The sequence below is a fragment of the Amycolatopsis sp. genome (assembly GCF_025464955.1).
Taxonomy (GTDB): Bacteria; Actinomycetota; Actinomycetes; order Mycobacteriales; family Pseudonocardiaceae; genus Amycolatopsis.
The window spans coordinates 428850-442096 of the sequence record NZ_JAODNM010000124.1; the positions used below are offsets into that span (position 1 = coordinate 428850).

General features: G+C 66.3%; 15 protein-coding genes, 2 tRNA genes and 1 pseudogene. 7 read left to right on the plus strand and 11 right to left on the minus strand.

Features of this window, described 5'->3' with window-relative positions:
• Nucleotides 1-262 precede the first annotated feature (262 nt).
• On the plus strand, nt 263-532 hold the full coding sequence (gene crgA / locus JWQ81_RS32425; protein WP_297547570.1) for a cell division protein CrgA: 270 nt from the start codon (nt 263-265) through the stop codon (nt 530-532).
• Between the two features lie 70 nt (nt 533-602).
• Nucleotides 603-1040: a PH domain-containing protein gene (locus tag JWQ81_RS32430; protein WP_297547571.1), complete on the plus strand. Its 438-nt coding sequence runs from the start codon at nt 603-605 to the stop codon at nt 1038-1040.
• Here the strand turns inward: JWQ81_RS32430 and JWQ81_RS32435 are convergent.
• Together JWQ81_RS32435 and JWQ81_RS32440 are read right to left on the minus strand one after the other, a co-directional pair.
• Nucleotides 1037-2011, minus strand: a complete 975-nt coding sequence (locus JWQ81_RS32435) for a rhomboid family intramembrane serine protease (protein ID WP_297547572.1) — start codon at nt 2009-2011, stop codon at nt 1037-1039. The genes JWQ81_RS32430 and JWQ81_RS32435 overlap by 4 nt on opposite strands.
• Nucleotides 2012-2054: 43 nt before the next feature.
• Entirely contained in the window at nt 2055-2615 is a 561-nt protein-coding gene (locus JWQ81_RS32440; protein ID WP_297547573.1) for a peptidylprolyl isomerase, read from the minus strand.
• Nucleotides 2616-2704: 89 nt separating this feature from the next.
• Between JWQ81_RS32440 and JWQ81_RS32445 the strand changes: the two genes are divergently transcribed.
• Nucleotides 2705-3397 (plus strand): hypothetical protein, encoded by a 693-nt coding sequence (locus JWQ81_RS32445; protein WP_297547574.1) that lies wholly within the window; start codon nt 2705-2707, stop codon nt 3395-3397.
• Between the two features lie 60 nt (nt 3398-3457).
• Here JWQ81_RS32445 and JWQ81_RS32450 read toward each other — a convergent pair whose 3' ends face one another.
• Both JWQ81_RS32450 and JWQ81_RS32455 read right to left on the minus strand, forming a co-directional pair.
• On the minus strand, nt 3458-3910 hold the full coding sequence (locus tag JWQ81_RS32450) for a hypothetical protein (protein WP_297547575.1): 453 nt from the start codon (nt 3908-3910) through the stop codon (nt 3458-3460).
• Nucleotides 3911-4074: 164 nt separating this feature from the next.
• Nucleotides 4075-4614 (minus strand): DUF2020 domain-containing protein, encoded by a 540-nt coding sequence (locus tag JWQ81_RS32455; protein WP_297547576.1) that lies wholly within the window; start codon nt 4612-4614, stop codon nt 4075-4077.
• A 149-nt stretch (nt 4615-4763) separates the two neighbouring features.
• Here JWQ81_RS32455 and JWQ81_RS32460 point away from each other — a divergent pair, with 149 nt between their 5' ends.
• The 4 genes and pseudogenes from JWQ81_RS32460 to JWQ81_RS32475 all read left to right on the plus strand — a co-directional run.
• A complete protein-coding gene (locus JWQ81_RS32460) occupies nt 4764-5189 on the plus strand; it encodes a DoxX family protein (protein WP_297547577.1) in 426 nt (141 codons plus the stop codon).
• Nucleotides 5190-5255: 66 nt separating this feature from the next.
• The gene (locus tag JWQ81_RS32465; RefSeq protein WP_297547578.1) at nt 5256-5687 is read left to right on the plus strand and encodes a hypothetical protein; all 432 of its coding nucleotides are present in this window, start codon (nt 5256-5258) and stop codon (nt 5685-5687) included.
• A 1-nt stretch (nt 5688) separates the two neighbouring features.
• Nucleotides 5689-6327 carry a pyridoxal 5'-phosphate synthase gene (locus tag JWQ81_RS32470; protein WP_297547579.1) on the plus strand — a complete coding sequence of 213 codons (639 nt, stop codon included), beginning with the start codon at nt 5689-5691 and terminating at the stop codon, nt 6325-6327.
• 81 nt (nt 6328-6408) lie between these two features.
• Nucleotides 6409-6588, plus strand: a pseudogene (locus JWQ81_RS32475) (helix-turn-helix transcriptional regulator); the annotation flags it as partial.
• Between the two features lie 103 nt (nt 6589-6691).
• Here the strand turns inward: JWQ81_RS32475 and JWQ81_RS32480 are convergent.
• From JWQ81_RS32480 to gyrB, 7 genes are all read right to left on the minus strand, one after another.
• Nucleotides 6692-6764: transfer RNA gene (locus JWQ81_RS32480), tRNA-Ala, on the minus strand.
• 34 nt (nt 6765-6798) lie between these two features.
• Nucleotides 6799-6987 (minus strand): DLW-39 family protein, encoded by a 189-nt coding sequence (locus JWQ81_RS32485; RefSeq protein ID WP_297547580.1) that lies wholly within the window; start codon nt 6985-6987, stop codon nt 6799-6801.
• A 116-nt stretch (nt 6988-7103) separates the two neighbouring features.
• Nucleotides 7104-7529 (minus strand): YciI family protein, encoded by a 426-nt coding sequence (locus tag JWQ81_RS32490; RefSeq protein ID WP_297547581.1) that lies wholly within the window; start codon nt 7527-7529, stop codon nt 7104-7106.
• 157 nt (nt 7530-7686) lie between these two features.
• Nucleotides 7687-7760, minus strand: a tRNA-Ile gene (locus JWQ81_RS32495).
• Between the two features lie 51 nt (nt 7761-7811).
• On the minus strand, nt 7812-8540 hold the full coding sequence (locus JWQ81_RS32500) for a DUF3566 domain-containing protein (RefSeq protein ID WP_297547582.1): 729 nt from the start codon (nt 8538-8540) through the stop codon (nt 7812-7814).
• A 36-nt stretch (nt 8541-8576) separates the two neighbouring features.
• Nucleotides 8577-11219, minus strand: a complete 2643-nt coding sequence (gene gyrA / locus JWQ81_RS32505) for a DNA gyrase subunit A (protein WP_297547583.1) — start codon at nt 11217-11219, stop codon at nt 8577-8579.
• Between the two features lie 54 nt (nt 11220-11273).
• The gene (gyrB, locus tag JWQ81_RS32510; protein ID WP_297547584.1) at nt 11274-13241 is read right to left on the minus strand and encodes a DNA topoisomerase (ATP-hydrolyzing) subunit B; all 1968 of its coding nucleotides are present in this window, start codon (nt 13239-13241) and stop codon (nt 11274-11276) included.
• Nucleotides 13242-13247: the final 6 nt, after the last annotated feature.

The window sequence follows — 13247 nt, forward strand, 5'->3', positions numbered from 1 at the left end:
CGAGCCGCCGGGACCGGTGTCCGGTCCGACGAAATCCCGGCCGCCGGGCTCTGCCGGTTCTTCGCGCGTAGCCACGCAAGCTCCCTTCAGGGGTAAACTTGTGCTCTTAGTCACATGGTGGTCACAGGTCGGGTGAAAGGAGCGCTCGTCCCCGGTGCTTACGCGTCCTCGATTACGTTAACGTGTGCACGAGGCGCTGGTTGCGCACCCGAAAGCGGGAACTTCTCCACCAGTCGAGCCGGAACAGCACGCGAGGATTCAGATGCCGAAGTCCAAGGTCCGCAAGAAGACGGCGTACACCCCGCCGATCGATCGCCGCACGCCGGTGAAGGTCAGATCGGCGGCAGGGCCGTCGAACCTGTTCTACAAGATCGTGATGTTCGGTCTGATGTTGCTCGGCCTGGTCTGGCTGGTGGTCAACTACATCGCGGGCGACAAGATCGGTTTCATGATCGATCTCGGGAACTGGAACTTCGCCATCGGCTTCGCGCTGATGATCGGTGGTCTCCTGATGACGATGCGGTGGCGCTAGTTGTTGCTCCGAATGGCGGCTTGACACCGAATTACACGCGTGTGACTCATCCCCATTGTGGATAAACCCTGTGGATAACTCTCCAACAGAGCAGGCCCCGGAGACCCGGTGGTCACCGAAGCCCGCGCTGGTCGGCCTCGGCTGGGCAGTGACGGTCCTGGTGGCCGTCGGGGCCGTTTTGGACGGCTTCTCCGGCGACCACGGGGGCATCGTCCTGTTCTCGCTGGCGGCGTTGGCCGTGGGGGCGTTCACCGTGCACGCGACCTTCGTCCGCCCGCGGCTGGCCGCCGACCTCACCGGGATCAGCGCCAGGACGCTATCGGGCACGGTCAAGCTGGACTGGCCGTCAACCCGGGTCCGCCTGCGCACCACGCGTCGGCTCGGTCGCGACGGCATCACGCTCGAGGTCGAAGCCGAGGACGTCCTGCTGATCTTCGGACGGCTCGAGCTGGGCGAAGACCCGCATGACGTGCTCGACGTCCTGAGCGCCCTACGAGCGCGCAGCTAGCGGTCGGACACGCAGGTCACCGCACCGGTGGACTCCTGGGTGCACGTCAGTTGGCTGAACTCCGCGTTCCGCACGAAGACGAGCCCGATGGCGGCGACCAGGACGACCACGAGCATCCCGGCCTGCCAGGCCACGCGGTTCTTCGCCGGGGCGTAGACGATGGCGACCATGGCCACCACGCCCGTCACCAGCCCGCCGAGGTGCGCGAACACGGAAATGCCCGGGATCGCGTAGGTGAGGGCCAGGTTCAGCACGATCGTGCCGATCACGGTGCCCGGGTTCAGCTTGAGCCGCAGAACCGCCACGAGCAGCGCACCCAGCAGCCCGTACAGGGCACCCGAGGCGCCCGCGGTGGCCGTGCCGGGGTCGGCGAACAGGTAAACCGCCGCGCCACCGCCGAGCATCGCGATGAAGTACACGGCCAAGAAGCGGACCTTGCCGAGCAGACGCTCGAGATCGCGGCCGATCATCCACAGCGAGAGCATGTTCACCGCGATGTGGATCGGGCCGAGGTGCAGGAAACCCGAGGTCAGCAGCCGCCACCACTCGCCGTTCAGGCCGACGCTCGGCGGGAACAGGACCCAGTCGTTGAACAGCGTGGACCGCTCGTTGTCCCACGGGCTCTTCGCCAGCACCGCGGTGATCAGGTAGATCGCCACGTTGACGCCGATGAGGATCGGGGTCACCACGGCCTTGTCGAGCGGCCGGGTGCCGGCGATCGTCGTCACGCCGAGGCCGGCGGCCCGGTACTGCTTCTCCTGCGTGCGCTGCTGCCGCTGGCCGGTCTGCACGCAGTCGGTGCACTGGAAGCCGACGGCGGCCTCACGCAGGCAATCCGGGCAGGCCGGACGCCCGCACCGCGCACAGCTCAATGCCGTGGGGCGGTTCGGGTGCCACCAACAGCCGGGCGTGGCCGCCTGCTGCTCAGGGTCCGGCTGGCCAGAAGAGTGGGGGTACGGGGGTTGGTTCACGATGACACCAACCTACCCGTATCCGCCCGACTGCCTCTGTTCGTCAGCCTTCGCGGTTGACGCTGATCTTCTCGATCACGACGTCCGACAGCGGCTTGTCCGCCTGGCCGGTCGCGGTGCGCCCGATGGCGTCGACGACGTTGCGCGACTCCTGGTCGGCCACCTCACCGAAGATCGTGTGCTTGAAGTTCAGGTGCGTCGTCGGCGCGACGGTGATGAAGAACTGCGAGCCGTTGGTGCCGGGGCCGGCGTTCGCCATGGCCAGCAGGTACGGCTTGTTGAACTGCAGCTCCGGGTGGAACTCGTCGCCGAACTTGTACCCGGGTCCACCGCGGCCGGTGCCGGTCGGGTCGCCGGCCTGCAGCATGAAGCCGTCGATGACCCGGTGGAAAATTGAGCCGTCGTAGAACGGCCCCGAGGTCGTGCCCTGGGCATTGGGCTGGGTGTACTCCTTGGTGCCCTCCGCGAGACCGACGAAGTTCGCGACGGTCTTCGGTGCGTGGTCAGGGAGTAGGTTCAGGTGGATATCACCCTGGTTGGTGTGCAGCGTGGCCTTCAACGCACCACCAACGAGGGATCCATTGCTTTCAGTCACAGGACTCATCGTGCCATCCACGGCGGAATCCGTGGGGAAGGGGCACGATAGGTTACAAGCAACGAAGCAGAATCCAAACGATTGATGAGGTGAAGGCCATGACTCGGGCCGCAGATTCCGTGGGTGAGTCGGTCAAGACCGGCTTGCACGACCTGCGTAAACGAGCCGCCGAGGCCGGCAAGGCGGGCGCGGAAGCGACCGCCCAGGCCGTCGAGGCGGCCGAGCACAAGCTCACCGAAGGCGCGAAGACCAGCCGTCGCGCCGGCAAGAAGGCCGCTAAGAAGCTCGCGAGCAAGGGCAAGACCAGCCGAAAGGACCTCGCCCGCAGCTCCAAGGCCGCGCGCAAGGAAGCTCTCGCGCGGGTCGCCGAGCTCCGCAAGCCGGGCCGGAAGGCGAAGAAGGCCGCCATCAAGGCCGCGAAGGCGGCTGGGCAGTCCAAGCGACGTGGCAAGAAGGACTTCAAGGGCGCGAAGAAGGACTTCCGGGCCGCACTGATCGAGGCGAAGGGCGCAGCCAAGGGCGTGCGCACCAAGCGTCGTCGCTGGCCGTGGGTCCTTGGCCTCGGGGTGGTCGCCGCGGGGACGGCGTACGCCCTGCGGTCGAAGCCGGAGCCGCCGATCGCTCCCGCGCCGCCGCGCACCCCTGCCAAGCCGCCGGTCCCGGCCGCAAAGCCCGCCGCTGAGGCGAAGCCCGCTCCGGCACCGAAGCCCGCCGCCCCGGCCAAGCCGCCGGCCCAGCGCAACGGCAACGGACAGCAGGCTGCGACGCCGGCTTCCGAGAAGAAGAACTAACTACTGACACAAAGAGGGCCCGGAACTCGCGTCCCGGGCCCTCTTTGTCGTAGCTGGAAATCAGACAGCTGCGGCGTGCTTGTCGATCAGCTGGCCCAGGCGGGGAAGCGCCTCGGCGACGTTCTTCTTGCCGTTCGGGCGAAGCTTGCTGTACAGGCCCTTGATGCTGTCGCGGCTGCTCTTCTCCGCACGGGCGTCGGTGACGCTGAGCAGCGCGTCGGCGGCCTCGTCCGAGCGACCGGTGAGGTAGGCACCGAAGTCGCTGCCACCGCTGGTCTTGTAGGCGCCGTAGAAGGGCTCGAGCGCACCGGCGAAGTCGTCGAGCAGGGTGTCGACGGCCGCGGGGATGATGCCCGGCTTGATCTTCTTCACCGCTGCGAAGCCGGTCTTGACGACGGCACCGGAAACGCCGCCCTTGTCCGAAACCTCTTCGTCGACCAAGCCCTGGAGGTCGGTCACGACGGCCGGACGCCTGCTGGAGTCGAGCAGGATTTCCTTGAGGGTGTCAGCCACGAATATCTGTCCTTTTTAATCGAAGTACACGACTTTGCTGTGCCGTTCGCTTCAGCGGTGCGAGGGGCAACGCTTGGCTCCGGCAGTGCGCCAGTACTCGAAACCTGCGCGTGCGGAACAGGGTAGTACAAGATCAACTTCACTCGGACGTGCGGAGGGTTGTACTACATCCGCAGGTTGGCGATAGCCTGTTTCGCCACAATCCGCCCCTTGATGCTCTGTTTCTGGTTGGTCGTCACCACGACCGCCGCCCCCTGTTTCGCGACGGCGTAGACCGCCCCGGAATCGGTCGACTCGTAGCCACCGTGCCAACCGGCCGGCTCGTCGGCCGGATCGGACGTGTCGATCGGCGCGACCTGGTTCACGAGCGCCGTCGCCACCGCCGGCTCGCCGACGTAGACGCGGACAGACAACTGGAGCTTGCCGGTCAGCGCGTAGAAGAAGCAGGTCGGCTGCGGTTTGTCCGCCGAGGTTTGGACCTTGGAGACATGCTGCCCGTTCGACTGCGCGACGAATTCGGTGTCCAGATAGGGGCATGGACCCCCGCCGCTCGGGGTCGGCGCCGGTGGCACGACGGGCGCGGTCGACGTCGGAACGGCCTTGGATGACGTTGACGACGCTGCAGGAGCCTCCTTTGACACGGAGGGTGCGCATGCCGTTAGCAAGAGAGTGACAGCGAGCGGCAGAACGGCCGTTCGTCGCATAGCGTAACCAGCCAATCACAAATCACACGAACGTGGGGCATCGAAGGTTCAAACTTCACCAAGTATCGGAGCTATCACACAAAGTGTCGCGCTGTGACTTTCGACACTCCTACCCTGACGGTTCTCATTTCAACTACCGGGAGGCTGCGATGAAGATCTTCGAGCAAGGCCGCGACCACGCACTGGCGCTGTTCCGGATCGTCCTGGGATTCCTCTTCTTCTGCCACGGTGCCTCCCAGCTGTTCGGCGTGTTCGGCGCGAAAAGCCAACTCGCCTTCGGCGTCTGGCCAGGGTGGTGGGCCGCGGCGATCCAGCTCGTCGGCGGAGCGGCGGTCGCTCTCGGCGTCGGGACCAGGGTCGCCGCAGTCCTGTGCTCTGGCTCCATGGCCTACGCCTACTTCTTCACGCACGCGCCCAAGGCTCTCCTGCCGCTGCAGAACGGTGGCGAGCAGGCCGCGATGTTCAGCTGGGGCTTCCTGCTGATCGCCTTCCTCGGCAGCGGCCGCTGGGCGCTGAGCTCGGTCCTGCACCGCGTCGAACGCCAGAGCGGACACCAGGCGGAACCCGCGCGATGAGTCACCGGCCTGCCGCCGCCGTGCGACGATGGCTCACCGACGACGGAGTCGGTGAGGAGGTCTGTGGTGATCACCCCGGAGCAGTATGTCGGCGTGGTGGCCGAACGGATCCAGCGCGGTGGCGGCAGGCTCAACTCGGTACAGCTCGGCCCGGCGATCGCGGCGGTCGGGCTGTTCACCGAGCGAACGTGTCAGGCACCTTGGATTGGAACGCCGCCTCGATCGTCATCGCCGGCCTGGTGGGTAACCACGTCTACCCGGATGGTCGCCGTGGACATGACGACCGGCTATCTGTACGCGTTCCCCGGGGACAGACTGTCGGGTACGGCCGCGCAAGCCTCGATTCACGCGCGGCTCACGTTCTGCTTCCCGCAGCCACCGGAGATCTACGCGCAGCTCCAGTGGCAGGCGCAGCAACAGGCCCCACCGCCTCCCCCGGGCTGGGAGCCGCAAGTGCCTCCGCAGCCGGCACCTCCCCCGCCGCCGTACGGTTACTGACATGGCAGGACTACGCGGCTGGCCGTCGTTCCCTGAAGAGCTGCCGGAGTTCGACCCCGGTCAAGCCCCCGCGACGCCGCAGGAACTCTTCGAGTCATGGCTGTTCGAAGCAGGCGAACACGTACTCGCCCCGCACGCGGTCACCCTGTCCACTGTGGACGCCGACGGCCTGCCTGACGCCCGGGTGGTGATCCTCAAGGACGTCGACGCCACCGGCTGGTACGTCTCGACGAGCGCGGACAGCCCGAAAGCCGTCCAATTGCGCGAAAACCCCCACGCCGCACTGACTTTCTTCTGGCCAGGCCGCGGCCGTCAGGTCCGGCTGCGGGGCCCCGTAACCACCGCGGCACCGGAAGTCTCAGCGTCGGACTTCTCGGACCGGTCACCGGCCTCGAAGGCCGAATCGCTGATCGGCCACCAGTCCGAAGTCCTCGAAAACCCCGCCGACCTACTACGCGCAGCCGAAGCCGCTGAGCGCCAGGTGCGTGAAAACCCCGACGTGGTCCCGGATTCCTGGACGCGCTACCGCGTCTCCCCGACTGCTGTCGAGTTCTGGCAAGCCTCCAACGATCGCCGGCACGTCCGTCTCCGCTACCGCCGCACCGGCGAAACCTGGCTCCCCGAACACCTCTGGCCCTAGCAGGGCTCGTGCGTAGTTAGGCCGGTTCTAACCGGCCGGAACACTCACGAGTTCGCTGGAAGCCGGACAGGGTGGGGGCCCAGGGAGCGGGAAGTAATCGTTCTCGTGGCAGACGGTCTCGGCAACGACGAGATCGCGGCTCAGATGTTCCTGTCGCCGCTCACCGTGAAGACGCATGTGGTGCGGGCCATGACGAAGGTCGGCGCACGTGATCGAGCGCAACTCGTCTCATTCACCTTCCGAGCCGGTCTCAACCCCTGAGTCTGCCGAGCCATCCGGGTGGGGTCTGGGGGTTGCACCCCAGAAAGCACAAAGGAGCGAGCCGATTCGCGCTTGCCGCGAATACGATTCGCCCCGAGTGACGTGGAGCTGAGGGGAATCGAACCCCTGACCCCCGCCTTGCAAAGGCGGTGCTCTACCAATTGAGCTACAGCCCCGAGCGCGGACGGCGGGTGGCCGTCCGCGGGGAGATCAGTTGTTGGCCGCGTCGGAGGAACTGGCCTTGGCCGGCGAGCTTCCGTTGGTGGAGACGGCGCCGAGCGGCTTGGTCGGCGCGGTGGCTTCACGCCAGAGGTCGGCTTCTGCCTTCGAGTCCTTGTTGCGCTTGACCACGAACAGAACACCGCCCGCGATGACCGCGAGTGCCAGCAGCTTCTTCACCTGGAGCCCCCTCTTCCTTCGACAACTTGCTCAACCTGCGTGCCAATGTTACTAGACGCCCTGAGTCGAGGTTTTGGCGGTGCGACGTGTTCCACGTGGAACCGGACGAACGGGGGTTACTGCTGGGCAGCCGCCTGGGCGCGGAGTTTCTCGTCGGCCTCGCGGCGCTCGGGGGTCAGGTTGTCGCCGAAGTCCTCCGGGCTGAAGACCTGGCGGATCTCGATCTCGCTGTCACCCAGCATCGGCGACGGGCAGCGCTTGACCCATTCGATGGCCTCTTCCTTCGACTTGACCTCGAAGAGCCAGAACCCGGCGATCAGTTCCTTGGTCTCGGCGAACGGACCGTCGACGACCGTGCGGTCGGTACCGGAGAACTTGACCCGCACCCCGTTGGAGCTGGGGTGCAGGCCCTCACCGGCGAGCATGACGCCGGCCTTGACCAGCTGCTCGTTGTAGGCGCCCATCTCGGCGAGCAGCTCCGCGGTGGGCAGCACGCCGGCTTCGCTGTTGGCATCGGCTTTGACCATGACCATGAATCGCATCGCGTGTCTCCTTCGTGGCGAGCGGCCCCTCGGCCTGCTCTGTACTACCGCGTCGAACGGCCCTCGCCCGGATCGACACCCACGGCGAAGTTTTTCCCGAGATTCACAAAAAGCAGAAGGCCGGTTCGCGATTTTCGCGAACCGGCCTTCTGCTGGGTGGGCCCACCAGGACTTGAACCTGGGACCTCTTCGTTATCAGCGAAGCGCTCTAACCACCTGAGCTATGGGCCCGTGGGAACGAAAGAAAGGTTACCCGACGCCCCCGGGTGGCCCGCAACCGGGTTACTCACGTTCCGACAGCGTGACCTCAAGTCCGCCGGCGAGGTCCGCGGACACGTTGTAGATGAACGCGCCGACGGTGGCCAGCGCGGAGACGAGCACGATGTTGATCGCGCCGAGGATGGCCGCGATGCCGAGGACACGGCCGACGCTGATCAGCGGACCCGTCGCCGCGGCGGTGCCTTCGCCGCCGACGAGCGAGGAGTACGTACCGTTCAGTTTGTCCCAGACGCCCATGCCGTCGAGGACGGTGTAGAGCACACCGACCGCGACCATCCAGACGAAGAACATCGCGACGCCGAGCACGAGCGAAAGCTTGAGCACCGACCACGGGTCGAACCGCTTGATCTGCAGACTCGCCCGCCGCGGCCCGCGGCCGGGACGGCGCAGGGCGGACGGAGTCGTCCGCCCCCTGCCCGTCGGCCCGGCCGAGGCGGCGGCGTTGTCCCGGTACTGACCTTCGCCCTCGTCAGCGGCGTCCCCGAACAGCCGGCGCGCGGCAGTGCCACTCACCACCGGGTAGTCCCCGGTGCCGGGGTGGTACTCCCTGTCGCTCACCTGCTGTCCGTCCTGCGCATGATTCGAGTACAGCACATCGCCGGACCCCGCCGCCGGGTCAACGGCGGTGGACGACTCGCCGTCCTTGCCCACACGCTGCCATGGCGGCGAGGCCGCCGAACCGGCCGGAGCACCGTTCGAGCCGGGCGCCTCGGACTTGTCGGGTGATGTCACGAAGAGTCAATCCTTACCTGGGGTGGCGTCGTCCAACTACTCCGTCGCCGGGGTTTCGTCTCCTGCAGGACCGTCGGTACCTTCAGCGCCGTCGACAGCTTCGACGCCTTCGACAACTTCAGCAATGTCGGTGGTGTCAGCGACGTCGACGGTGTCAGTGACCTCGACCACTTCGCCTTCGACGACTACGGCGTCACCGGTACCTACAGAGGCGACGTCTGAGGGCTCGTCCGCGTTGCGTGCGATGGCGAGAAGAGTTGTCCCTTCGTCGAGATTCATCAGCCGGACCCCCTTCGTCTGCCTGCCCGCTTTGCGTACCTGCTCGGCCATCGTCCGGATCACGCCGCCGGTCGAGGTGATCGCGTACAGCTCGTCGTCGATGTCGACGATCACCGCCCCCACCAGCCTGCCACGCTTCCGGTCGTACTGGATGGTGAGAACGCCCTTACCGCCGCGACCCTGCACCGGGTAGTCGTCGATCGGGGTGCGCTTCGAGTAACCACCGTCTGTCGCGACCAGCAGGAACTTGTCCTCCGCCACGACGTTGATCCCGAGCAGCTCGTCACCGTCGTTGAACCGCATCCCGAGCACACCCGAGGTGGCGCGGCCCATCGGACGCAACGCCTCGTCGGAGGCGTGGAAACGGATCGACTGCCCTTCCGAAGACACCAGCAGCAGGTCGTCCTCGGCCGAGACCAGCACCGCGCCGACCAGCTCGTCACCCTCGCGGAGGTTGACCCCGATCAGGCCGCCGGAGCGGTTCGAGTCGAAGTCGCTGAGCTTGGTCTTCTTGACCAGGCCCTTCTTCGTCGCGAGGACCAGATACGGCGAGACCTCGTAGTTCGGGATCTCGATGATCTGGGCGATCTTCTCGTCCGGCTGGAACGCGAGCAGGTTCGCGACGTGCTGGCCGCGAGCGTTGCGGTTCGCTTCGGGCAGCTCGTACGTCTTCGCCCGGTACACCCGGCCCTTGTTCGTGAAGAACAGGATCCAGTCGTGGGTCGAGCAGACGAAGAAGTGCTGGACGATGTCGTCCTGCTTGAGCGTGGCGCCCTGGACACCCTTGCCGCCGCGCTTCTGCGAGCGGTAGAGGTCGGTCTTCGTGCGCTTCGCGTAACCGGTGCGAGTGATTGTCACCACCACGTCCTCGACGGCGATGAGATCTTCGACCGAGACCTCGCCGTCGAACGGGATGATCCGGGTACGCCGGTCGTCGCCGTACTTGTCGACGATGGCCATCAGCTCGTCGCGGATGATCTGCCGCTGACGCTCCGGCTTCTCGAGGATGTCCTTCAAGTCGGCGATCTCGAGCTCGATCTCGGCCAACGTGTCGATGATCCGCTGCCGCTCGAGGGCGGCGAGCCGCCGGAGCTGCATGTCGAGGATCGCGACAGCCTGGACCTCGTCGACGTCCAGGAGCTCCATCAGGGCCGGCCGCGCGTCCTCGGCCGACGGTGAACGCCGGATCAGCGCGATGACCTCGTCGAGCATGTCGAGGGCCTTGACCAGACCACGCAGGATGTGGGCGCGTTCTTCGGCCTTGCGCAGCCGGAAGCGGGTCCGCCGGACGATGACGTCCATCTGGTGGTTGACGTAGTGCCTGATGATCTGGTCGAGCCGCAGCGTGCGGGGCACGCCGTCGACCAGCGCCAGCATGTTGACGCCGAAGTTCTGCTGCAGCTGGGTGTGCTTGTAGAGGTTGTTCAGCACCACCTTCGCCACGGCGTCGCGCTTGACCGTGATGACGATGCGCTGGCCGCTGCGGCTGTTGGACTCGTCGGCGATGTCCGAGATGCCGGTGAGCTTGCCGTCGCGGACCAGGTTGGCGATGTTCTCGACCAGGTTGTCCGGGTTGACCTGGAACGGCAGCTCGGTGACGACGAGGATCGTGCGGCCCTTGGCGTCCTCCTCGACCTCGACGACCGAGCGCATCCGGACCGAGCCACGGCCCGTGCGGTACGCGTCCTCGATGCCGGAGTTGCCCAGGATCAGGCCCTTGGTCGGGAAGTCCGGCCCCTTGACCCGCAGCAGCAGCGCCGCGAGCAGCTCGTCGTCATTGGCCTCGGGGTTCTCCAGTGCCCAGACGACGCCTTCAGCGACCTCACGCAGGTTGTGCGGCGGGATATTGGTCGCCATCCCGACCGCGATCCCGGAACCACCGTTGACCAGCAGGTTCGGGAACCGGCTCGGCAGCACGTCCGGCTCTTGCGTCCGGCCGTCGTAGTTGTCGGAGAAGTCGACGGTCTCTTCTTCGATATCGGCCAGCATGTGCATGGCCAGCTGCCCGAGGCGAGCCTCGGTGTACCGCATCGCGGCGGCGGGGTCGTTACCCGACGAACCGTAGTTGCCCTGGCCGTCGATCAGCGGGTACCGCATCGACCACGGCTGCGCGAGGCGGACCAGCGCGTCGTAGATCGAGGAGTCACCGTGCGGGTGATAGTTACCCATCACCTCGCCGACAACGCGCGAGCACTTGTTGTACCCGCGGTCCGGCCGGAAGCCGGAGTCGTACATCGCGTACAGCACGCGGCGGTGAACCGGCTTGAGCCCGTCACGCACGTCCGGCAGCGCGCGGGACACGATCACGCTCATCGCGTAGTCGATGTACGAGCGCTGCATTTCGTGCTGGATGTCGACCGGTTCGATGCGGTCGTGTTCCGGCGGCAGGGTTTCCGTCATCTCGTCCTTCTTGTGGTGACAGTCCTCATTGGACAGGCAGTGGCCAGTGGTGGACTACACGTCCAGGAAGCGAACGTCCTTGGCGTTGCGGGTGATGAACGAACGGCGCGCTTCGACGTCCTCGCCCATCAGTACGGAGAACAGCTCGTCGGCCTGCGCCGCGTCGTCCAGGGTGACCTGGCCGAGCAGCCGGTGGGCCGGGTCCATCGTGGTGTCCCACAGCTCTTCGGCGTTCATCTCGCCGAGACCCTTGTACCGCTGGATCGCGTCGTCCTTCGGCAGCCGCTTGCCGGCCTCGACCCCCGCGCGGATGACGGCGTCGCGCTCGTTGTCCGAGTACACGTACTCCGGATCCGCCCGCGGCCACTTGATCTTGTACAGCGGCGGCCGGGACAGGAAGACGTGACCGTGCTCGACCAGCGGCCGCATGAAGCGGAACAGCAGAGTGAGCAGCAGGGTCGTGATGTGCTGGCCGTCGACGTCGGCGTCGGCCATCAGCACGATCTTGTGGTACCGCAGCTTCTCGAGGTCGAACTCGTCGTGGATGCCGGTGCCCAGCGCGGTGATCAGCGACTGGACCTCGGTGTTCTTCAGGACGCGGTCGATGCGGGCCTTCTCGACGTTGATGATCTTGCCTCGGATCGGCAGGATCGCCTGGTACATCGAGTCCCGGCCCTCCTTGGCCGAGCCGCCGGCCGAGTCACCCTCGACGATGTAGAGCTCGCACTCTTCGGGCTTGGTGGAGCGGCAGTCCTTGAGCTTGCCGGGCAGGCCGCCGATGTCGAGCGCGCCCTTGCGGCGGACGAGGTCGCGGGCCTTGCGCGCGGCGTCACGCGCCTGCGCGCTGGACACGGCCTTGTTGATGATGATCTTGGCCTCGGCCGGGTTGGCCTCGAACCAGTGCCCGAGCCATTCGTTGGCCGTGGTCTGGACGAACGTCTTGGCCTCGCTGTTGCCCAGCTTGGTCTTCGTCTGCCCCTCGAACTGCGGCTCCGCCATCTTGATCGACACGATCGCGGCGAGACCCTCGCGCACGTCGTCACCGGTCAGGTTGGCTTCCTTCTCCTTGATCAGCTTCTTGTCGCGCGCGTAGGCGTTGACCACGCGGGTGAGCGCCGCGCGGAAGCCCTCTTCGTGCGTGCCACCCTCTTGCGTGTTGATCGTGTTGGCGAAGGTGTAGACCGACGGCGTGAAACCGTTGTTCCACTGCATCGCGACCTCGAGCTCGAGGCCCGGCGCCTTGGCGTCGAACGCGATCACGCTCGGGTGGATCGGGTCCTTGCTGCCGTTGATGTGCTTGACGAAGTCCTCGAGGCCGCCCGGGTAGCAGAAGGTGCGGTCCTTGATCCTGGCCGCGCGGCCTGACGCGTCTTCCTCGGCGTCTTCGTCGGAGACGCGCTCGTCGCGCAGCGAGATGGTGAGTCCCTTGTTGAGGAACGCCATTTCCTGCAGGCGGCGCGAGATCGTCTCGATGTTGTACGTCGTGGTCTCGAAGATGTTCGGATCGGCCCAGTAGGTGATCGTCGTCCCGCGTCGATCGCTCGGCCCGACCTCGACCAGCTGCTCCGGCACCGAGTGGTCGTAGTGCTGGGTCCAGTGCTGGCCGTTGCGGAAGATCTCGATGTCGAACGCCGACGACAGCGCGTTGACCACCGAGACACCGACGCCGTGCAGACCACCGGAGACCGCGTACGAGTCGCTGTCGAACTTTCCGCCGGCATGCAGGACGGTGAGCACGACCTCGACGGTCGGCTTGTGCTCGGTCGGGTGCATCTCGGTCGGGATGCCGCGGCCGTCGTCGACGACCCGCACGCCGCCATCGGCCAGCAGGGTGACGTCGACCTTGGTCGCGTAGCCCGCCATCGCCTCGTCGACGGAGTTGTCGACGACTTCCCAGATAAGATGGTGGAGGCCTCGTTCACCGGTGGAACCGATGTACATGCCGGGGCGCTTGCGAACTGCGTCGAGGCCCTCGAGCACGGTGATGGACTGCGCGTTGTACTCGTTCTCGTTCGGAGCCACCGGCTT

What these genes read in the sequence shown, in the direction of transcription:
- crgA (WP_297547570.1), top strand. Translation starts at nt 263, where the DNA reads ATGCCGAAGTCCAAGGTCCGCAAGAAGACGGCGTACACCCCGCCGATC.
- JWQ81_RS32440 (WP_297547573.1), bottom strand. Translation starts at nt 2,615, where the DNA reads ATGAGTCCTGTGACTGAAAGCAATGGATCCCTCGTTGGTGGTGCGTTG.
- JWQ81_RS32445 (WP_297547574.1), top strand. Translation starts at nt 2,705, where the DNA reads ATGACTCGGGCCGCAGATTCCGTGGGTGAGTCGGTCAAGACCGGCTTG.
- JWQ81_RS32455 (WP_297547576.1), bottom strand. Translation starts at nt 4,614, where the DNA reads ATGCGACGAACGGCCGTTCTGCCGCTCGCTGTCACTCTCTTGCTAACG.
- JWQ81_RS32460 (WP_297547577.1), top strand. Translation starts at nt 4,764, where the DNA reads ATGAAGATCTTCGAGCAAGGCCGCGACCACGCACTGGCGCTGTTCCGG.
- JWQ81_RS32470 (WP_297547579.1), top strand. Translation starts at nt 5,689, where the DNA reads ATGGCAGGACTACGCGGCTGGCCGTCGTTCCCTGAAGAGCTGCCGGAG.
- JWQ81_RS32490 (WP_297547581.1), bottom strand. Translation starts at nt 7,529, where the DNA reads ATGCGATTCATGGTCATGGTCAAAGCCGATGCCAACAGCGAAGCCGGC.
- gyrA (WP_297547583.1), bottom strand. Translation starts at nt 11,219, where the DNA reads ATGACGGAAACCCTGCCGCCGGAACACGACCGCATCGAACCGGTCGAC.